The organism is Chitinibacter sp. GC72 (genome assembly GCF_009760905.1).
GTDB lineage: Bacteria > Pseudomonadota > Gammaproteobacteria > Burkholderiales > Chitinibacteraceae > Chitinibacter.
This window is the reverse complement of the sequence record NZ_VIRW01000023.1, coordinates 21,897-41,828: the sequence shown is the minus strand read 5'-3', so window position 1 is coordinate 41,828 and position 19,932 is coordinate 21,897. Positions and strand designations below refer to the sequence as shown.

The 19,932-nt window shown below is 56.9% G+C and carries 22 protein-coding genes; 12 read left to right on the top strand and 10 right to left on the bottom strand.

The annotated features are described in order from the left end of the window. Positions 1–20: 20 nt before the first annotated feature. From FLS37_RS14605 to FLS37_RS14560, 10 genes are all read right to left on the bottom strand, one after another. Positions 21–203, bottom strand: coding sequence for a hypothetical protein (locus tag FLS37_RS14605; RefSeq protein WP_157670710.1), 183 nt, complete (start codon positions 201–203; stop codon positions 21–23). After that, positions 200–448: a BolA family protein gene (locus FLS37_RS14600; RefSeq protein ID WP_157670720.1), complete on the bottom strand. Its 249-nt coding sequence runs from the start codon at positions 446–448 to the stop codon at positions 200–202. The genes FLS37_RS14605 and FLS37_RS14600 overlap by 4 nt, the downstream gene beginning before the upstream one ends. A 69-nt stretch (positions 449–517) precedes the next feature. Then, positions 518–1,273 (bottom strand): ABC transporter permease, encoded by a 756-nt coding sequence (locus FLS37_RS14595; RefSeq protein ID WP_157670709.1) that lies wholly within the window; start codon positions 1,271–1,273, stop codon positions 518–520. A 157-nt stretch (positions 1,274–1,430) separates the two neighbouring features. Continuing rightward, entirely contained in the window at positions 1,431–2,324 is an 894-nt protein-coding gene (locus FLS37_RS14590; protein ID WP_157670708.1) for an ABC transporter ATP-binding protein, read from the bottom strand. Further along, entirely contained in the window at positions 2,321–3,145 is an 825-nt protein-coding gene (locus tag FLS37_RS14585; RefSeq protein WP_157670707.1) for a VacJ family lipoprotein, read from the bottom strand. Before FLS37_RS14585 ends, FLS37_RS14590 begins: the two co-directional genes overlap by 4 nt. A 57-nt stretch (positions 3,146–3,202) precedes the next feature. Further along, a complete protein-coding gene (locus FLS37_RS14580) occupies positions 3,203–3,478 on the bottom strand; it encodes a lipid asymmetry maintenance protein MlaB (RefSeq protein WP_157670706.1) in 276 nt (91 codons plus the stop codon). Then, complete coding sequence (locus FLS37_RS14575; RefSeq protein WP_232522631.1) at positions 3,475–4,086, bottom strand: phospholipid-binding protein MlaC; 612 nt, start codon at positions 4,084–4,086, stop codon at positions 3,475–3,477. The genes FLS37_RS14580 and FLS37_RS14575 overlap by 4 nt, the downstream gene beginning before the upstream one ends. Position 4,087: 1 nt before the next feature. Beyond that, positions 4,088–4,558 (bottom strand): outer membrane lipid asymmetry maintenance protein MlaD, encoded by a 471-nt coding sequence (gene mlaD / locus FLS37_RS14570; protein ID WP_157670705.1) that lies wholly within the window; start codon positions 4,556–4,558, stop codon positions 4,088–4,090. Continuing rightward, positions 4,559–5,350 carry a lipid asymmetry maintenance ABC transporter permease subunit MlaE gene (mlaE, locus tag FLS37_RS14565; RefSeq protein ID WP_157670704.1) on the bottom strand — a complete coding sequence of 264 codons (792 nt, stop codon included), beginning with the start codon at positions 5,348–5,350 and terminating at the stop codon, positions 4,559–4,561. A gap of 7 nt (positions 5,351–5,357) precedes the next feature. Next, positions 5,358–6,149, bottom strand: a complete 792-nt coding sequence (locus FLS37_RS14560) for an ABC transporter ATP-binding protein (protein WP_157670703.1) — start codon at positions 6,147–6,149, stop codon at positions 5,358–5,360. Positions 6,150–6,473: 324 nt separating this feature from the next. Here FLS37_RS14560 and FLS37_RS14555 point away from each other — a divergent pair, with 324 nt between their 5' ends. The 12 genes from FLS37_RS14555 (at position 6,474) to FLS37_RS14500 (ending at position 19,924) form a co-directional block, all read left to right on the top strand. Beyond that, a complete protein-coding gene (locus FLS37_RS14555) occupies positions 6,474–8,297 on the top strand; it encodes a pilus (MSHA type) biogenesis protein MshL (protein ID WP_157670702.1) in 1,824 nt (607 codons plus the stop codon). Continuing rightward, positions 8,294–9,448: a lipopolysaccharide assembly protein LapB gene (locus FLS37_RS14550; protein WP_157670701.1), complete on the top strand. Its 1,155-nt coding sequence runs from the start codon at positions 8,294–8,296 to the stop codon at positions 9,446–9,448. The genes FLS37_RS14555 and FLS37_RS14550 overlap by 4 nt, the downstream gene beginning before the upstream one ends. After that, the gene (locus FLS37_RS14545) at positions 9,432–11,132 is read left to right on the top strand and encodes a GspE/PulE family protein (RefSeq protein WP_157670700.1); all 1,701 of its coding nucleotides are present in this window, start codon (positions 9,432–9,434) and stop codon (positions 11,130–11,132) included. The genes FLS37_RS14550 and FLS37_RS14545 overlap by 17 nt, the downstream gene beginning before the upstream one ends. Before the next feature lie 2 nt (positions 11,133–11,134). Then, the gene (locus FLS37_RS14540) at positions 11,135–12,325 is read left to right on the top strand and encodes a type II secretion system F family protein (protein ID WP_157670699.1); all 1,191 of its coding nucleotides are present in this window, start codon (positions 11,135–11,137) and stop codon (positions 12,323–12,325) included. After that, complete coding sequence (locus FLS37_RS14535; protein ID WP_157670698.1) at positions 12,322–13,896, top strand: hypothetical protein; 1,575 nt, start codon at positions 12,322–12,324, stop codon at positions 13,894–13,896. The genes FLS37_RS14540 and FLS37_RS14535 overlap by 4 nt, the downstream gene beginning before the upstream one ends. Next, positions 13,896–14,522 (top strand): hypothetical protein, encoded by a 627-nt coding sequence (locus FLS37_RS14530; RefSeq protein WP_157670697.1) that lies wholly within the window; start codon positions 13,896–13,898, stop codon positions 14,520–14,522. The genes FLS37_RS14535 and FLS37_RS14530 overlap by 1 nt, the downstream gene beginning before the upstream one ends. Next, entirely contained in the window at positions 14,519–14,836 is a 318-nt protein-coding gene (locus FLS37_RS14525) for a hypothetical protein (protein WP_198314656.1), read from the top strand. Before FLS37_RS14530 ends, FLS37_RS14525 begins: the two co-directional genes overlap by 4 nt. A gap of 166 nt (positions 14,837–15,002) precedes the next feature. Then, entirely contained in the window at positions 15,003–16,334 is a 1,332-nt protein-coding gene (locus FLS37_RS14520) for an oligosaccharide flippase family protein (protein ID WP_157670695.1), read from the top strand. Then, on the top strand, positions 16,331–17,341 hold the full coding sequence (locus FLS37_RS14515; protein WP_157670694.1) for a glycosyltransferase family 2 protein: 1,011 nt from the start codon (positions 16,331–16,333) through the stop codon (positions 17,339–17,341). The genes FLS37_RS14520 and FLS37_RS14515 overlap by 4 nt, the downstream gene beginning before the upstream one ends. Continuing rightward, positions 17,338–18,471 (top strand): glycosyltransferase, encoded by a 1,134-nt coding sequence (locus FLS37_RS14510; RefSeq protein ID WP_198314655.1) that lies wholly within the window; start codon positions 17,338–17,340, stop codon positions 18,469–18,471. The genes FLS37_RS14515 and FLS37_RS14510 overlap by 4 nt, the downstream gene beginning before the upstream one ends. After that, complete coding sequence (locus tag FLS37_RS14505; RefSeq protein WP_157670692.1) at positions 18,468–19,289, top strand: glycosyltransferase; 822 nt, start codon at positions 18,468–18,470, stop codon at positions 19,287–19,289. The genes FLS37_RS14510 and FLS37_RS14505 overlap by 4 nt, the downstream gene beginning before the upstream one ends. Continuing rightward, positions 19,280–19,924, top strand: a complete 645-nt coding sequence (locus FLS37_RS14500; RefSeq protein ID WP_157670691.1) for a phytanoyl-CoA dioxygenase family protein — start codon at positions 19,280–19,282, stop codon at positions 19,922–19,924. Before FLS37_RS14505 ends, FLS37_RS14500 begins: the two co-directional genes overlap by 10 nt. Positions 19,925–19,932: the final 8 nt, after the last annotated feature.

Genomic DNA, 19,932 nt, shown 5'->3' with positions numbered 1-19,932 from the left:
GCGCGCGAAATCTGACGTACTTAACGAAAATATTCCCACCAGACCCACGCACCTGCGGCAATCAGCCAGGGCAGGTTGACCAAGGCCATTAAAGGGCCGCCTGACTTGGCTTCGCGTTTATTGGCGTCCAGTTTGGCCTGCTCGATAATGGCTTTGTTTTTGGCGATACTTCCCAAGTCAAAGCGGGGATCGCGCGTGCTCATTGCTGGCGTGCGGCCCATTCGGCTGGCGTTAGCGTCGCGCGCATCGACAGCGCATGCAGCTCGCCCGAGTCGAGATAGGATTTGAGGCCATCATTGATCACTCGATGGCGGGCCAGCAATTTGAGCCCGTCAAATTGTGCCGAAACGATGGTGGCATAGAAGTGGTGGCCGTCGCCTTCCACTTCGATATGCTCACAGGGGATGATCTGAGAAATCAGGCTTTGTACGTGTTCTGGCGTCATTATTGCTCTTGGGTGCGATGGTTTGAGGCCGCTGCGCGAGCGGCTGTGTGTTGATTTCGCTGTATTTTGCCATCAGCGACGAATTTTGTAGCCCGATTTTATCAAGCTCAGGCTAATTAAGGTGAGGATTGCCAAAGTAAATCCGACAACCGCCAGCGAATGCCATGGATTGACGTCGCTGATGCCAAAAAAGCCATAGCGGAAACCGTCAATCATGTAGAAAACCGGGTTGAAATGCGACACGGATTGCCAGAATGGCGGCAGGCTGTGAATCGAGTAAAACACGCCGGACAGAAAGGTCAGCGGCATGATCAGGAAGTTTTGAAAAGCGGCCAATTGATCGAATTTTTCCGCCCAGATGCCGGCAATTAAGCCTAGAATCGCCATCAGGCTGCAGCCCAGCAAGCCAAACACGATGATCCATAGAGGGTATTTGAATGGTGGTATTGAGAATACTAGTGTAGCGAGCAATACCCCGGCGCCAACAACAAAGCCCCGCGCCGCGCCTGCCAGCGTGTACGCCCCAAAAAACTCCAGATGCGAGAGTGGCGGCAGCAGAATATAGACAATATTGCCGGTGATTTTGGATTGAATCAGGCTGGAGCTGGTATTGGCAAAGGCGTTTTGCAGCATGCTCATCATCATCAAACCCGGAATCAGAAACGCCGTGTATTGCACGCCCGGATAGGGCTGCACATGCGCATCTAGCACATGGGCGAAAATCAGCAGATACATCAGCGCGGTGAGCACAGGCGCGGCCACCGTCTGGAAGGCGACGCGCCAGAAGCGCAGGACTTCTTTGCGGAATAAAGTGTAAAAACCGGTCATGGTGTGTGAGGTGTAAGGGGAAAGGTGTAAGGTGGAAAACCTCTATTCCTTCAGTCCTGACAGCCTGCTCCTGTAAAATACTTAATTATTGCTTTGATTTTTGATATGTGACGCAAACAATCTGCACGCCTCAAGCGACTTACTTGGCAGGCCTCACTCACGCGTGCATCATCTGGACGAAAATTTCTTCCAGATCCGGCTGGGTGATTTCCAGATCTTTGAGCGTGATTTGCTCGGCGCGCAGTGCAGCCAGAATGGCATCCAGCTCTTTGATGTCGGCCAGTTTGAGCTCAAAGCGGTTGTCATGCTGCGCAATCAGTAGCGGCTGCAAGCTTACTGGCAATTGCGCAGGTTTGAGCTTGAGGATCACGCTGCGTGCTGCGCCGCGTTGCATCATCGTATTTTTGTCTTCGAGCGCAATCAGCTCGCCGCGTTTGAGCATCGCAATCCGGTTGCACAGCGTTTCGGCTTCTTCCAGATAATGCGTCGTCAGTACGATGGTATGGCCTTTTTCATTCAGACTTTTAACAAAAGACCATAGCGTCTGGCGCAACTCGACATCGACGCCCGCCGTGGGCTCATCCAGTACAATGACAGGGGGTTTATGCACCAAAGCCTGAGCCACCATGACGCGGCGCTTCATACCCCCGGATAATGCACGCATATTGGTGTGGGCTTTATCGGTCAGCCCCAGATTGTGCAAAATTTCATCAATCCACCCATCATTGTGCTTGATGCCGAAATAGCCGGACTGAAATACCAGCGCTTCGCGCACATTAAAGAAGGGATCAAACACCAGCTCTTGCGGTACGATGCCAACGGCGCGGCGGGCGGCGCGGTAGTCGGCCTGTACATCCAGCCCCATCACCTTGGTTGTGCCACGTGTGGCGCGGGTTAATCCGGCCAGAATTGAAATCAGTGTGGTTTTACCCGCGCCGTTGGGGCCGAGCAGGGCGAAAAAGTCACCTTGTTCGACAGCAAAACTCACTTCTTTGAGCGCGGTGAATGCACCGAAATCCTTGCCAACGGCGTTAAATTGAATGGCGTTCACTGGCTCTGCCCTGCATTGTCTGGGCTGGGGGCGGCTTGCTCCGCGCTGCTGACCACTTCGCTGGCTGTCTGGCTGACAGGTTCTACTGCTTTGGCTGGAACATCGTTGCCTGCGTCGTCTACTGGCTCGCTCTCTGGTTCACCCAGCGGCAACGGGTGTGGCGGGTTGCCGTCGTGGATTTTGAACCAGCGGCGCTGCAGATAGGTATCGCGAACAAAAGCGTATGGGTCGATCTGTTCGGCAATCGTGGCATCAAAAGGCAGCAGGCTGGCGCGGGTGTCGGTAATAAATACACTGTAATAAGCCGCCTTGCCTGCCAGCGGGTCGATATAGTCGATTGGCCCCCAAGCCAAGCGAGCCAGCTTGTCGCTTGAATCACGCAATGTCAGCGGGCCATAGAATGGCACCATCAGATACGGGCCGCTGGGTACACCCCAGGCGCCTAACATCTGGCCGAAATCTTCGTCCTGTTTTTCAATCGGAACTTCGCTGGCGATATCGAGCAGGCCAACCAGGCCAAACGTTGAGTTGAGCAGCACCCTGGCCGTGCTTTTGGACGCTGAAGTTCCTTTGGCTTGCAGAATGGAGGCCGGGATGGCAAACAGATCGTCAATATTGCCCATAAAATTGCCGACGGCTGTGCGCAGTGGCGACGGGATGTAGTCGCTGTAGGCCACCGCAACCGGGCGCACCACGGCATCGTCCAGCGCCGTATTGAATTTGTAGACCGATCGGTTGACGTTCTCGAGCGGATCATAATTATTCTGTGGCGTGGCACAGGCTGTTAGCAAAACAGCAGAGAGCAATAGTAGGCGGCGCATGATCGCAATGCGCCGTTGGGCGCAATATGAGTAATGGATAAATGAATTGTGTATTGCTTAGTTCTTGATTTGCAAGAACTCTTGCACCCCATAGACGCTAATCAGTTGCTGCAGTGTCGATGGCATGGCTGCAAAGCGCAGCCCCCGCTTGGCTGCCTGCGCACGTCGCTGCCATTCGAGCAGCAAGGCGACGGCGCTGGAGTCTGCGCTGGTGAGTGCTGAAAAGTCGATCTCCACATCGCCTTGCCGGAGCAAATCGTCAATTGCGCCCAGCAACTGGCCGCAGTGTTCGCTGTTGAGCAAGGCGGGAGCGTGGTAGATCGCGCTCATCATTTGGCCTGTTTGGCAGCCGCATTGCGCGCGGCCAGCTGCTTGATCAAGCCGTCAATGCCGTCTTTGCGGATTACCGAGCCGAACTGGTTGCGGTGATTATTGATAAAGCTGATGCCGTCCACGCTGATGTCGTACACTTTCCAGTCGTTTTTCTTCTCAAAACTGAAATCAAGCGGGATTGGTTTCTGACCGGGCAAAGTCACTTCGGTGCGTACGGTTTGCTCGTCGGCATCGTTGCCAGCACGGCTGCCCTTGATATTGATCTGGGCGTTTTTATACAGCGTCAGCGCGCTTAAGTAAGTACGAACCAGCATGGCGCGAAACTCGGCAGTCAGTGCTTCCTGCTGTGCCGGTGTGGCGCTTTTCCAGTACTGACCCGTGGCCAGCGCGGTCATGCGTTTGTAGTCGGCCATTGGCGACAGGCGGGTATCGACCAGATCACGCGTCTTGGCGGCGTCTTTTTCATTTTTCTTGATGATGTCCAGCACATCCTTGCTGGCCGAGCGGACAATCTGCTCCGGGCTTTCTGCGGCAAACAGCGCGGCGCTCACAAACAGCGTTAGCATTGCAAGCAATGAATTGCGCATCAGGCGCATTGAATTGAACATATTATTGGGCTTCCTTTTCTTGGTCGGCCTGACTAAACAGGAATCGACTGATTAACTGCTCCAGCACAATCGCTGAAGACGTGATTTTAAACGTGTTGCCTGCGCTAAGAACTTTCTCGTCGGCACCCGAAGTAATGCCGATGTATTGCTCGCCCAAGAGGCCGGAGGTCAGAATCTCGGCCGAGCTGTCGCGGCTAAAATGATAGCGGCTGTCCATGTCCATGGTGACCTTGGCGACATAGCGCTCAGGGTCCAGCGTGATACTGCTCACCCGGCCAACCACGACACCCGCGCTTTTAATTGGCGCGCGTACTTTCAAGCCACCAATATTTTCAAAATTGGCAATCAGCTGGTAAGAGCTGCCCGCAGGCAGGCTGCCCTGGCTGCTCACCTTGAGTGCGAGAAACAGCAGAGCTGCAATACCGGCTAGCGCAAACAGGCCAACCCAGAAGTCGATCATGCCGCGTTTCATTTAAACTCCCCGGAACATAAAAGCAGTCAGAATAAAATCCAGCGCCAGAATAGTCAGTGCGCTGGTTACCACAGTGCGCGTTGTGGCGCTGGAAATGCCTTCGGCGGTTGGGGGCGCATCATACCCTTCAAAAACCGCAATCAGCGCAACGGCTACGCCGAAAAAGACGCTTTTGATCACGCCATTCATCACGTCAAGCCGGAAATCAACAGCGCCCTGCATTTGCGACCAGAAGCTGCCCGCATCCAGCCCCAGTAATTGCACGCCGATTAGATAGCCGCCCAGAATGCCCATCGCGCTGAAAATGGCGGCCAAGAGCGGCATTGAAATCACGCCGCCCCAGAAGCGCGGTGCTACGACACGGGCAATCGGGTTCACGGCCATCATTTCCATCGCCGCCAGTTGCTCGGTGGTTTTCATCAGGCCGATTTCAGCGGTAATGGCGCTACCGGCACGGCTGGCAAACAAGAGGCCTGCAACAACCGGCCCCAGTTCGCGGACCAAGGACAAGGCCACCAGAATGCCCAGCGAGCTGGAGGCGCCAAAACGTTGCAGGGTGTCATAGCCTTGCAGAGCCAGAACCATGCCTACAAATAAGCCCGAAACCGTAATAATCAAGACCGATAAAACCCCGGCAAACCAGATCTCGCGCAAAGTCAGGTGCGGGCGCAACAAGGCCGTTGCCGAGTGGCGCAAAATCGCCAGCAAAAAGCGGCAGGCAAAGCCCAGCTTGATCAGGCTATTGGTCAGCGGCCGCCCGAAGCGGCTAATCGATTCAACTAGAAAATTCATCTCGCTCTCAGGCAAGCCTTAAATCGTCAGCATACGCTGGCGCGGGTTTATGAAACGGTAGCGGCCCATCGGGGCGCGCATTGATAAATTGCTGCACAAAAGGATGCTCCGACGCTCTGATCTGTGCAGGCGTGCCTTGCGCGACAATCTGCCCGTCGGCCAGGAAATACACATAATCGACAATCGCCAGCGATTCGGCGACATCGTGCGTCACCACGATCGACGCCGTGCCCAGCGCGTCGTTTAATTCGCGGATCAGTTGGCCAACGGTGGCCAGCGAAATCGGGTCAAGCCCGGTAAATGGCTCGTCGTACAGCATCACCTGTGGATCGAGCGCAATCGCCCGTGCCAGCGCCACGCGCCGCGCCATGCCGCCGGATAATTCCTGCGGCATTTGCTGTGCCGCGCCGCGCAGGCCGACGGCTTGCAGCTTCATCAACACCAGATCGCGAATCATGCTCTCGGGCAGTTTGGTGCGCTCGCGCAGCGGGAAAGCCACATTGTCAAAGACCGATAAATCGGTAAACAGCGCGCCAAACTGAAACAGCATGCCCAGCTTGCGGCGCAACTGATAGAGCTCACGCTCGCCCAGCGCGCCGACATCCTGCCCGGCGACGCAGACTTTGCCGCTTTGTGCGCGGATTTGCCCGCCAATCAGCTTGAGCAGCGTGGTTTTGCCCGAGCCCGAGCCGCCCATAATGGCGACCAGCTGCCCTGCTTCTATCTGCAGTGAAACATCGCGCAAAATCGGCGTGTCGCCGTAAGCAAAGCTGACGTTTTGAAAATCAATTAATGGCATGGGCAAATTTTAAAAGAAAGCAGGTTGGCGAAGAAAGGCTCACACGTACGTTTTTGCTGCATTGCACCGGCGATTTTACTGTATTTCGGCGTATGTACTGCGGTGATTTTGCCTACACATGGGGTTTGTCTATTTTTGAGTATGGGTATATTGCTGTAGCTGTTTATTGGTATGACCTACAGGGCTATACCTATGTTGATGTGTGCCGGGCTGTGCAATTTTACCGGTGGAAGGCTAGTTTTTTGCCGGAATCAGACTTTCAGTGCTGGTAATTAAAAATCTCTTATCTAGAATGGTTTTTAACTTACTTGTAATGAACAAAATATGAAAGAATATCTGTGGCCTATTTTGCTGCTGTGCAGCCTGAGTGCATGCATGGCGACGCACAAGCTTGCCGATCCCGAGGGGCGGCATGTGCAGGCGGCTGCGCCAGCGAATCCGGCCATACCCAAGCCCGTCGAGCTGATTCCCTATCTGCCCAAGCCCGGCAGCAGCCCAAAGCTGGAAACCTATAGCGTCGTGGTTAGCCAGTTACCGGTGAATCGCCTACTGTTTGCGCTGGCTCGCGATGCCAAAATCAATGTTGACGTTCACCCGCAAGTGCAGGGACTGGTGACCTTGAACGCCATCAATCAGACGCTGCCGCAAATTCTGGACCGGCTGGCCAGCCAGCTTGATCTGCGCTGGACGCTGGAGCAGGGCGTACTGACGGTTCGCCCGGATCAGCCTTATTTCAAAACATACCGGATTGATTACTTCAATTTGTCCCGCACGATGAAATCAAGCGTGGCGGTGTTTAACTCGGTGGCCAGCTCGTCGCGGCTGGAGGCGGGCGCAACGGCGCGCAATAGTTCGAGCACGGGGATCGAGAGTGAAAACCTCAACCAGTTCTGGCGTCGGCTAGAGGGCAATCTGAAAGACATGCTGGGGGTCAGGGAGGGCTTACCCACAGGGGCGGCCAATTCACCGATGGCAGGCGCGATTGCCCAGCAAGTGGCGCAATCGCTCACCGGCAGCAATGACCCGAAGGCGGCGCTGGCGTTGGCCGACGGTCTGGCTAAAGTCGATAAAACGTTGGCCCAGACCGAGAAAACCCGGCAGGACATCACGCCGCAGCCTTTGCAGGCATCAAGCTCGCCGCTTGCGCCGGGCAATCTGGTGGTGATGAATCCGGAAAGCGGCACCATCAGCATTCGCGCCAGCCACAAGGATCAGCTCAAAGTGGCCGAATTTCTGGCCGCAGTACAAAGCTCGGCGCAGCGGCAAGTGATGATTGAGGCAACAATCGTCGAGGTGGCGCTGGGCGATCAGTATCAGGCGGGCGTCGATTGGTCAAAAATCACCACCGGGCAGGGCTGGAGTCTGGGGCAAAGTCTGTTGGGCGCCAATTTGGCCACCGCCCCGGCCGCGGTGGTGTCGTATACCAGCAATCAGTTTGCGGCCACGATCAGGCTACTGGAGCAATTTGGCCGTACCCGCGTGCTATCGAGCCCGAAAATCATCGCGCTCAATAACCAGACTGCGGTGATGAAAGTGGTTGAAGAGCAGGTGTATTTTACGCTGGCGCTCGATGAAGACAAAAACGCCGATGGCGTAGTGACGGGTCGAACCTATACCTCGACACTGCATACCGTGCCGGTCGGGCTGGTGATGCAGGTGACGCCACAGGTCTCGCAGGCGGGGGCGATTTCAATGAATGTGCGCCCGACGATTACCAATATCAGCCGCTATGTCGAAGACCCTGCGGTGGCGCTGATTGCGGCAGATTCGGGCAAAAGTGTGCAGAGCCTGATTCCGGTGCTGCAGGTGCGCGAGTTTGACTCCACGCTCAAAATCGCCAGCGGCCAGTCTGCCGTGCTCGGTGGCCTGATTCAGGATAAGCAGAACAATACGCGCCAGGGCTTGCCCGGTGTTTCGCGGCTGCCGGTGATCGGCGATGTGTTCAGCTACCGGGATGACAAAGTGAGCAAAATCGAGCTGGTTGTATTTCTCCGCCCGCTGCTGGTGGGCGAGCAAGGCGTGAATGGCGAGCAAGCGGCGTATCGGCAATGGCTGCCTGATCAAGATTTCTTTGCTTCGCCGAGCGATCATGCCTTGTCGGCGTTTCAGTCTGGGCAGATTCCTGTGCAAAAGGGGGCGCAGGAATGAATCGGAGTGCGCCGATCAATGCCTTGCGGCGCGCGCTCGGTAGCGTGGATGCGGACGATGCGGCTGAATCAGCAATACCCAGCCGTATCGAGCCATCTTTGGCTGGCGATGAGCCCGTGCTTGCCACTGTGACCATTGTCGCCAACGATAATCCGGCGGCGACGCCTGTGCCCGGCACGGTCTGGCCACCGGCTGCCGTATCGTCAACCCCGCGCGGCGCGCTGCGTCTGGCGGTGATGGGTTTGAGCGCGACGCTGCTTGTGCTGGTCTTGCTGCTCTGGCTGGCGTGGCGCTATCAGCTGCGAAGCTGGCCCGCCTTGCCCGCACCTATTGTTCAGGCTTTACCATCGCAATCGCCCACGCCGAGCACGGGGCAATTTACTGCTAGCCAGAGTAGTTCGCCAACTCTAGCTAAGGGGTATGAGCCTGAAGATCAATTGCAGATTGATATTGCTGGCAATACCTCTAATGATGAATTGAAAGAAAAGACACAGGAGCAAGCCTTGGCTGCTGTGCCTGCCAAAGGGGATGATCCTTCATCCGAGTCGGTGCGGCTGATTGCCAGCCGGAATCAGACGCCTGCCGCGCTATTGCAGGCCTGGGGCGATTTTCAGGCGGGCGAGCTGGCTCAGGCTGAAACCCGCTACCGGCAGATTCTGGCTAGCGAGCCAGATCAGCGCGATGCCTTGCTGGGGCTGGCCGCAATTGCGCTGCAACAGGGGCAGCTGGGACGATCGGCGGGGATTTACCAATATCTGCTGCAGCTCAATCCGCAGGATGACGAAGTGGCCGCGACGCAGCTGGCGCTGGAGTCGGCCACGAACACCGCTGAAAATAATGCAGCAGAAGCCAACTTACTGCAGGCGGCGCAAGCCCGGCCTTTTCTGCTGGGCCAGTATTATGCTGCCCGCCAGCGCTGGCAGGAGGCGCAAACGCAGTATTTTCTGGCCTGGAGCGAGCAGCCCGATCACCCTGATCTGGCCTACAACCTGGCGATTAGTCTGGATCATTTGCGCCAGAGCGCGCTGGCGGCCGAGTTTTATCAGAAAGCACTGACGCTGGCGGCGCAACGCAAGGCGCAATTCGAGCCCGCTGCGGTGCGCGTGCGGCTGGCTCGCCTGCAGGAGGATGCCGATGGCCGGACAGAATAAAAGATTACTGGGGCAGCAGCTGATTGCCCAAGGCCTGATTACCGAAGACCAACTGCGCATCGCGCTGCTCGAGCAAAAGCAATCGGGTTTGCTGCTGGGCAAAATTCTGGTTTTGCTCGGCTTTATGTCCGAGCGTGTGCTGCAGGAAGCATTGGCCGAAAAGCTGGGGCACGAGACTGCCGATCTGGCGCGCATGATCGCCGACCCGCAAGCCATCCGCCTGATTCCCAAGGAGTTAGCCAAGCGTTTACTGCTGCTGCCGCTGGGTTTGAATGCGCACACGCAGCAGCTGACGGTAGCGATGGCTAACCCGGATAATCTGCTGGCGCTGGATCAATTGCGGATGCAGATCAGGGATCAGTACCAGATTGTTCCGCTGCTGGCTGCCGAGTTGGACATCACGCGAGCGATCAATCAGTACTACGGTTTCGAGTTGTCGATTGATGGTATTTTGCATGAGATCGAAACCGGAGAAATCGACTACGCCAGCCAGAGCCTGAGTGCGGGCGAGTACAGCCAGCCGGTGGTGCGCCTGATCGATGCTCTGCTGGCCGATGCAGCCACGCGGGGCGCATCGGATGTGCATTTCGAGCCTGAGCAATCGTTTGTGCGGATTCGCTACCGGATCGACGGCGTATTGCGGCAGGTGCGTTCATTGCACAAAACCTATTGGCCCGCGATGGTGGTGCGGCTCAAAGTGCTGGCCAGCATGAATATTGCCGAAACCCGTGCCCCGCAGGATGGCCGGATGTCGCTGATGCTGTCCGGGCGCAGCCTAGATTTTCGCGTTTCGGCGCAGCCGACAACGTGGGGTGAAAATATGGTGCTGCGTATTCTGGATCGTCAGCAAGGGCTGGTGCCGCTGGCTTCGCTGGGCATCAGCGCTGCCAATCTGGCCTTGCTGCAGCTGATGATTGCTAGACCTGAAGGCATTATTTTGCTCACCGGCCCCACCGGATCGGGCAAAACAACGACGCTGTATTCGATTCTGAATCAGATCAATTCGGTCGATCTGAATATCATGACACTGGAAGACCCGGTGGAATATCCGCTGCCTATGGTGCGGCAGACCTCGATAAATGACAGTAGCAAGCTGGATTTTGTGAATGGCATCCGCTCCATTCTGCGCCAGGACCCGGACGTGATTCTGATCGGCGAAATCCGTGATCACGCCAGCGCCGAAATGGCTTTTCGCGCCGCCATGACCGGGCATCAGGTGTATGCCACTCTGCATACCGGCTCGGCGCTCGGTGTTTTGCCGCGTTTGCTGGATATGGGCGTGCTGCCTGATGTGCTGTGCGGCAATATCATCGGGATGATTGCGCAGCGGCTGGTGCGCATTTTGTGCCCGCATTGCAAAGAGGCCTACGAGGCCGATGCGTTCGAGCAAACCCTGTTGGGCCTGAGCTCCGATGCGCCACGTACCCTCTACCGCGCCAGCGGCTGCCCGCAGTGTGAGCATCAGGGCTATCAGGGCCGAACCATGGTAATGGAGCTGTTAAAAACCGATAGCGAGCTTGACGCACTGATCGCCCGGCGAGCCACAGTGCACGAGCTGGGGCAAATGGCCCAGCGCAAGGGTTTTGTGCCGCTGGCGGACGACGCCTGTCGTCTGGTGCGCTCGGGTGTGACTTCGCTCGATGAAATTGGCCGCGTGGTCGATCTGACCGATAGGGTGCACTAAAGATGCGCTACCGTTACCGGGCTGTTGATCAGCAAGGCACCATCCGGCGCGGCGTTTTGCCTGCCGCACATCTGGCCGATCTTGAGCAGCGGCTGGCACGGCTGGCGTTGACGCTGATCGACGCGCGCGAAGAACACACCAGCACCAGTACAGGCCGGATCAGCCGCCGCGAATTGATCAACTTCTGCTTTCATCTGGAGCAGCTCACCCGCGCTGGTGTGCCGCTGCTCGAAGGGCTGGGTGACTTGCGCGATAGCCACGAGCAGCCCCATGTCCGCGCCTTGCTGGCGGTACTGATCGAAGACATTGCCGGCGGCAAGCTGCTATCGCAAGCGCTGTGCGCCCATCCGGCGGTGTTTGATCCGGTTTTTGTCAATCTGGTGCAGGCGGGCGAGCTCAGTGGCGAGCTGCCCGCCGTACTCAAACGTCTGGCTGATTCGATCAAATGGCAGGACGAAATGATCGTGCAGACCCGCCGCATCCTGATGTATCCGGCCTTTGTGGCGGTGCTGGTGCTGGCCGTGCTGTGTTTTTTGCTGGTGTATCTGGTGCCGCAATTGCTGCAATTTATGCAGGCGATGCAGCAACAGATTCCGCCCAGTACGCAGCTTTTATTGTGGCTATCGGGCTTGCTGACCCATTTTGGTGTGCCAATGCTGCTGTTGTTGGCACTGAGCGTATTGGTGTTGCGCTGGCGCTGGCGGGTGGATGGGCAGTTCCGCTTGCTGCTAGATGGCTGGCTGCTGCGTCTACCTGCGGTGGGTAGCATCGTGAACCGAATTTTGCTGGCGCGTTTTGCCAATGTGCTGGCGCTATTGTACGGCGCGGGTATTCCGGTGCTCGATGCCATCGCAATGACTCGGGGTGTGATCAATAACCGGGTGCTAGCAGAAGCCTTGCGGCAGGTGGAGAGCCGGATTAGTGATGGGCAGGGCTTGTCGGCCAGCTTTGCGCAGACCGGACTGTTTCCGCCGCTGGTGCTTAGAATGCTGCGCGTTGGCGAAGGCTCGGGGCAGCTGGATGAGGCCCTGCTGAATGTGGCCTATTTTTATGAACGCGACATCAGGGACGCCATCGCCCGGGCGCATGCCCTGCTCGAGCCGGTAATGACGGTGCTGCTGGGGCTGGCTCTGGCGTGGATTATGTCGGCGGTGCTCGGCCCTATTTTTGACGCGATGAGCCAGCTGCGATGAAAACCATTGTCCTGTTTCTAACGCATGAAGTGGTGTCAGCCTATGGCTGGGGCGAGCAGGGCGCGTTGCCACTGGCATTTTTTCCGCATAACGAGCTGGGCATTAGCGATTTTCGCGAATGGATTATCCGCCACGCCAGCTTGAGCTACTGCATTGTCACCGATCTGGTTGAGGAAGATTTTCAGCATGAAATGATCCCGCATCTGTCGGGCAAGGATCGGCTTACGCTGTGCGAGCGCAAGCTGGCCCAGCATTTTCGCGCCACGCCGTATCGCCGCGCCAGCGTTCTGCCTGCCGCACGGCGTGGCGAGCAGGATAGCTTGCAACTTTCGGCGCTGATTCAACCCGATGCGCTGGCGCGGATTCTGGCCGATCTGGCCGTGGTCAAAGCCGCTGTGGTCGGTGTGTATTCGGTGGCCTTGCTGACGCAAATCATGCTCTCGCAGCTCAACTTCGGCCAGCCTTGCGCGCTGGTGATGTCGTGCAATGCGCCCGGCCAGCTCAGGCAGAGCTATTTCACGCCTGAAGGGCTGCGTTTTTCCCGGCTGGCGACTTTTCGCGCGCAGCAAGACACGCACGCAAACCGAATGGCGGGCGAAATTATCCGCGCACGGCAATACCTGATGACGCAGCATCTGCTCAGGCACGACGAAACGCTGCATATTCTGGCTTTTTTTGATGCAGCTCTCGCGCCTATGCACGCCGAAGTACTGCTGGCGCTGGGCGATGTGGCCGAGCTGGTGCAGATCAATATGCAGGCCGACATCGGCGATCTGGCTGCGCGGCTGGGGCTGCCCAAAACCTGTCATCACTGGTGTGACCTGCTGGTGGCCATGCTGGTGGTGCGCGGCGTGCCCAACCAGTATGCGAGCGCTAAGGTGATGAAATACCACCGGCTCAATATACTGGGTAGGCGTGTGTTGCTGGGGGCGATAGCTGGATTGGCCTGTGCGTGCATACTGGCATTAATTTTGCTCTGGCAGGTATTGGATGGTCACCGGCAGCTGGCCTTGGGCCAGCAGGTCGGGCAAGCGCTTGAGCAGCAACGTCGGCAACTGGCGCGCAATCTGGCGCAATCGCCGCTTTCCGCCGCCGAAGCTGGGCAGCTGGAGCAGGTGATGCAACTGCAGCGCGATCATCTGCAATCTGCGCCCAGGTTTGAGCCTACTTTGCGGCGCTTGAGTCACGTCTTGCAAGCGCTGCCGGGCGTGTCGATCAGCGAAGTCCGTTGGTTGACGGGTCAGTATGGGGTGCAGGCTCAGGGCGAGAATGCTGAGCCAAACTCAGCTGATCCAGTAGCGTGGCGAGATCAAACCTTACTGATCAGTGGCCGGGTGCCGAATCGGCTGGCCTACCGAGCCGCCATCGGCGAGGTTGAGGCGCTGGTGCTGGCTTTGCAGCGCTGGCCGGAGGCGACTGTTATTGTCGAGCAATGGCCGCTTGATACCAGCCCGGCAGCCAGTGTACAGCCTGCAGCCGCTACGCAGCGCGGGGCTCAGGCAATCAAGCCGGATTTCATCATCCGTGTGCAGCTGGTTTTCAAAGCAATCGCAAGCAAGGAGGGCGCCTGATGCGAGGGGCTTGGCGTGATGGGGCGCTTGGCTGGCGGTTGATTGGGCAAGACTTACGCCTGATCGGGCCGCAACTGCTGTGGGCTGCGGCGGCCATTGTGCTGGCTTTGGGTTTGCTCTTGTCGAGCTGGTTTGTTTTTGCTCATATCCAGCAAAGAATGGCCAAGCAAAGCGCGCAGATCAATCAGCTGCGGCAATTGCTCACGCAGGAGCGGCAGCAATGGCAGAGGGTGCAGCAGTACCAGCAGCCCTATCTGCATTTGCAGCAAATGCGCGTGCTGGACAGCGAGCATCGGCTGGACTGGATCGAGGCGCTGGAGCAGTTGCGTCAGCAGCAAGCGCACTGGCATCTCGACTATGCGTTTGCGCCGCAAAGGCAGCTTAGCGCGCCGGTGGCTGACGGGCAGAGTGCGGTACTGGCGAGCAAAATGACGGTGAGCTGGCGTGCAGGCAGCGAGTGGGATTTAAGCCAGTTTGAGCGCTGGCTGACCCGCTTGTCCGGCATGGCGGTAGCGCGGCAGTGCCGTTTTGCCCGTGCTGGCACTGCTGCTGCGAATATGGCCAGCGGAATCGCCGTTGAATGTCACTACGACTGGCTGAGTATTGGTCTTCACAAGGCATCATGATGAAAATACGGATTTTGCCGGGCTTGGTCTGGCTGCTTGGCTTGGCACTTGCTTTGATGATGCTGGCGATTAATGCGCAAGCGGACGACTGGGGTACTTTGTTTTTCACTTCGAGCGAACGCGCCCAGCTGCGCACGCCAAGCAAAACGGCCGTGCCGGCCAGCGCAGTCGGCACTGCGCCTGTATTGAATCCGTCGCCTGATTTTTATAATGGCTATGTGCAGGGGCCGCGCCAGCAGACCCACTGGGTTGATGGCCAGAGCGCACCAAAACCGCGCCAATTACGCCCCGGCGAGCGTGCTAATCAGCAGTAATCCCCTGCCAGCCACCGCTCTTTCCCCTCAAACTGGTCTGCCATGGTGCTGTACGCAGAAATTCAAAATTAGCCAACGCTGATGCATGAATACTGTTACAGGCAATTGAATTGAAAAGCGTAAAATGCGTCTCTACTCGCCGTTGCGAGCAGCTTTGGGGTGATGTGTGGTTGATGCGCGTTTGCGGGCGAATATTTTTGCGCTGTATTTGGTACAGGGCCTCAATTACGTCGTTTCGTTTGTAACTTTTCCTTTTTTACTGGTGCAGCTCGGTAGCGCAGGCTTCGGGGTGATGAATTTTGCCTTTGCCTGTATCCAGTACGGCGTATTGCTCACCGATTTCGGCTTTAATTTATCAGCGGTGCGCGATGTGGCGCAGGTGCGCGATGATCCACAGGCTGCGGCGCGGATTTTCTGGCGGGTGACCTGGGCCAAAGTGCTGCTGATGGTGGCCTCCAGCCTGATTTTGCTGGTGCTGACCTTTAGCCTCGATAGCTGGCGTACGCACAGCGAGGTGTTTTTGTGGAGCCAGCTGTATATCGCCAGCTCGGTGCTATTCCCGCTATGGTATTTCCAGGGCTTTGAAAAGCTGCAGCTGGCCTCAGGGTTGATGGTGTTTGCGCGCGCGCTGATGCTGGGTTTTTTGCTGTATTGGGTGAGCGGGCCGCAGGATATTGTCTTGGCGGTGATTTTGCAGGCCATGCCACAAATTCTGGCCGGTCTGGTGTGGTGGTTGAGCGGCTGGGGGATTGCGCGCCCGCAATGGGTGACTATCCAGCTAGGCGAATTGCGGGATGCGCTACGTGCTAGTTGGCCGTTTTTTCTGTCGGCAATTTCAACCAGTCTGTATACCACCTCGACGACGGTGCTGCTCGGGATGTTTGCTGCGCCGGTGCAGGTTGGTCTGTTTGCCGCCGCCAGCAAGCTGGTGTATATCGCACAGGGTCTCATTGGCCCGCTGATTCAGGCCATGTACCCACGCATCGCGCAATTGGCCGTTAGCAATAAAGCTGGTGCGCTGGCCTTGATTCGTAAAGCCTTGCTGATTCAAGGTGGTATCGGATTGGCGATGACGCTGGCGCTGGCGCTGTTTGTGCCGCTCTTTACCCCGCTGAGCGTGCAGCTGTTTGGCGCCGATTTTGGCCTGTCGCGCGCATTTTTGGCGTTGGCCGATTCGCAGCTGATTTTGTACTGGTTTGCGCCGGTGATTTTGCTCGGCGCCGTGTCATTGGTGTTTGGTCAGCAAACCTTGCTGGTGTTTGGCCAAGAGCGCTATTTCAGTCGGGTCTTGGTCGCGGCTGGCGTAATCAATGTGGCGCTGATGTGTCTGCTGGTGCCGGGATCGACTGAAGCAGGCCTGCGCGCCGCGCAATCGGTGCTGATCGTCGAGGCCTTTATTGTGGTCGCTTTTGCTTGGCGTGCCCGTCAGGTGTGCCTAGATGTGCGGCGGCAAATTGCGGATGAAGGCCCACGGACGGAGCAAGGAGAAGCATTGTGAGTTCAGCGCTGGTTTCATTTGTATTGCCTTGCTTTAATTCCGGGCAGTATTTACAGCAAACGCTTGATGCAATTGGCCTGCAGAGCTATACGCACTGGGAGTGTATTGCGATTGATGATGGCTCAAGCGATACCACGCTCAGTATTTTGCAGGCCGCCGCGCAGCAAGAGCCGCGCTTTAAGATCATTAGCCGTGAGAATCGTGGTCTGATCGCCAGTCTGAATGAAGGCATTGCCGCTGCCAGCGGGGAGTGGATTGCGCGCATTGATGCCGACGATATTTGCACGCCCGATCGTTTGCTCAAGCAGCTTGACTATTGCCAGCGCCAGCAGGTGGACATCTGCGGTAGCTGGATAGGCTTTATCGGCGATCGTAGTGGCGAGTGGCATACGCCGGAGTCGGATGCCGAAATCCGGCTGGCTTTGCTGTTTAATACCCCATTAGCCCACCCCTCAATTCTGGCGCGTGCCGCTTTGCTCAAGGCGCATCCTTACCCCGATGACGCGCCGCACGCCGAAGACTATGCGCTGTGGTGCCAAATCGCTGCGAGCACGAGTGCGCGTTTTGCCAATATGCCGCAAGTACTGCTGCATTACCGCACTCATCCCGGGCAGGTCACGCAGGCCAAAAAAGCCGCTTTGCTGATCACCGCGCAGTGTGTACGCGAGCAATACGCCCGCACCGCCTTGCCCGCGGCGCTGCAGCCGCTGGCTGCAGAGTTCGCCAAGCTGGCCGAGCCCAGCCGGATTTTGAATCATGCCGAATGGCTATGGATGGTCGATTTTTTCCGCCAGTTACTGGCGCTGCGCCCGGAAAGTCGGGGTGCGCTGGGCGAGATCTGGCTCGATACCTTGCAGCGCAGTCGCGGCGTGAATTTGCTCGATATACCACGTGTATTGAAACTGGCCTTGCACATGCCGCCGCCCAAAGCCGAGCGCAACAAAATGCTCAAGCAAAGCCTGCGGCTGGCAATGTCCGATTGTGTCTGGCGGAAGATCAAGCCATGAGTGAATCGAAGAAAGTCGCTATTTTCCTGCGTGACCTCGGGCTGGGTGGCGTGGAGCGTTGCGCGGTGCTGGTGGGTGAAGGGCTGGCGGCGCAGGGCTTCGAGGTGACGCTAGTCTTGTTGGGCGGCTCACGCAATCTCTGGGCGTCGCGCATTAAAAATATCAAGGTCGTTGACCTATCTGGCCAGTGGCAGCCGCTAAAACCGTTAACCTGGCTGAGCGGCTGGCGGGCGGCGCGGCAAGTGGTGCGCCAGAGCGATGTGGTGATTGCCGGTACATTTTTGCTGCCGCTGTATATGGCGTATGCCGCCAGTCTGGGCTCGGGTAAGCGGGTGCTGGGTTGGGTGCACGGCCCATTTTATGAGCTGGATGCTTTTGCCCGCATGAATGTGGTGCATCGCCGCGCTTGCCAGTTTATTTATCGTCGCCTGAAAGAGCTGGTGTTTGTGTCCGAGCATGCGCGTACCTCGATGGCGCGCTGGCTGGAGCAGGCGCCATCTGCAGGCTGGCAGGTATTGCCCAATTTTGTCGATGCGCAGCAAGTGCTATTGCCACGTACCGAGCGCGAGGACGCTGCGCCACTGCGCCTGCTCTTTGTTGGCCGCATTGCCGAAGAAAAGCAGCCACAGCTTTGGCTCGATACCTTGGTGGCGCTCAATATGCAGGGCGTGGCCGCACAGCTGACCATCGTTGGAGATGGCCCGCTGGAGGCTGATTTGCAAGCGGCTGTACAGGCTAGAGGGCTGGCGTCTCAGGTGGTGTTTGCCGGGCGGCGCGACAATGTTGGCGAATATCTGGCTCATGCCGACGTTTTGTTGCTGACCTCAGGGTTTGAGGGCTGCCCATTGGTGGTATTGGAGTCTATGCCAATTGGTCTGCTGGTTGCCAGCACAAACGCTGGTGGGGTATATGAATTATTTGGTGATGGATCCAATAGCCGGCGCGATGATTTTGTCGTACCCGAGGCCACCGGTGAGGCCCTAGCCGGATTGATTTTGCGCCAGCAAGGCCAGCGGCAGTTACTGCAAAATTTCCTGCAGCAACGCGCCGCACATTATTCGCAAGCGCGAATTCTGCAACAATGGGCGCAATTGCTTGCTCCAACCCAGCCATCTTCCGAGTTGCTATGAACCGCACGGCACTATTAATCCCGCATTTTAATAACCCCACCGGGCTATGCGCCTCGCTGGCGTCGATTGGTATTGATGAGCAAATTGACGTCTTTATCGTCGACGATGGTAGCTCTCGTTCGACAATCAATGAAGATGAAGCGCATGCCGTGTTCAAAGCACAGGGGGTTTTACACTTTTTGTATCTGCCTGCTAATTGCGGCATTGAATACGCACTCAATACCGGGCTAGAAGCGATTTTGGCGGCAGGGTATGACTACGTAGCGCGGCTCGATTGTGATGATGTGGTCGCGGCAGATCGGTTTGCGAAACAGGTCAGCTATCTTGACGCACATCCGGCAGTGTATTTGCTTGGCTCGGCGGTGACTTTTTTTGAATGTCTGCCCGATGGCCGCCAGCAAGATCGCTTTACCATTTACCAGCCACAGACACATCAGCAAATCGTGCGGCAGATGCATGATGACAATGCCTTTACCCATCCTACGGTGATGTTCCGCGTGGCAGGCGTGCGCGAAATTGGCCTCTATCCGCTCGATTGCAAGGCGGCGGAGGATTTTGCCTATTTTTGGCAGTTTGTAGATCGCTACCAAACGGCGAATTTGGCCGAAGTTTTAACCAAAAGTGAATATAACGACGCAGGTATCTCGATGAGCCGTCGTCGGCAACAACAGGCGATGCGCCTCAAACTGCTGGCGCGGCATTTTGACTGGCGCGCCAACTCGGTACTGAAGTTGGTCAAGGCCAGCTTGTCGTATGTGCTGCCGTTGTCAATCGCGCGAGCTTTAAAGCGAGTACTGGGGATTGGCAAATGGAATTGATCGCTCACCAGCTTGCAAGCCAGGGTTATGCCTGGTTACGTGGGTTCATGAAGGCTGAGCAGTGCGCTCAATTCAAGCAACAATTAGCTGCGTTGCCATTTGCAGCAAGGCGTGGCGGAGTTCGCCATATCGAGCGACAGCTTGAGTCGGTGACTCGACTGGCATTTAGCGGTGAAGTGGCCCGTTTGGCGCAACAATATTGCGGTGCAAATGCACGATTTGTCAGGGCCATCTGGTTTGATAAAAGCGCAGCGCAGAATTGGCTGGTTGCTTGGCATCAGGATATAACCGTCACCGCCAATGAGCGTTTCGCCGCGCCAGATTGGGGGCCTTGGTCTGAAAAAGAGGGCGTATTACACGTGCAAGCTCCTTTGGATGTGCTGCAAAGCATGCTCACTGTGCGTTTGCATCTGGATTGCGCAAATGCGCACAATGGAGCACTGAAAATTATTCCCGGCTCACATCTTGGCGGTATCGAGCGGGGTGGATTTTCGCTCGATCCAGAAGAGATTGTGATTTGTGATGCCCAGGCGGGTGACGTATTACTGATGTCGCCGCTGTTGTGGCATGCGTCATCTAAAGCCAGCCAGCCCCAAAGTCGACAATTCTGCATTTTGAATACGCCCAGCATCTGATGGCGGAT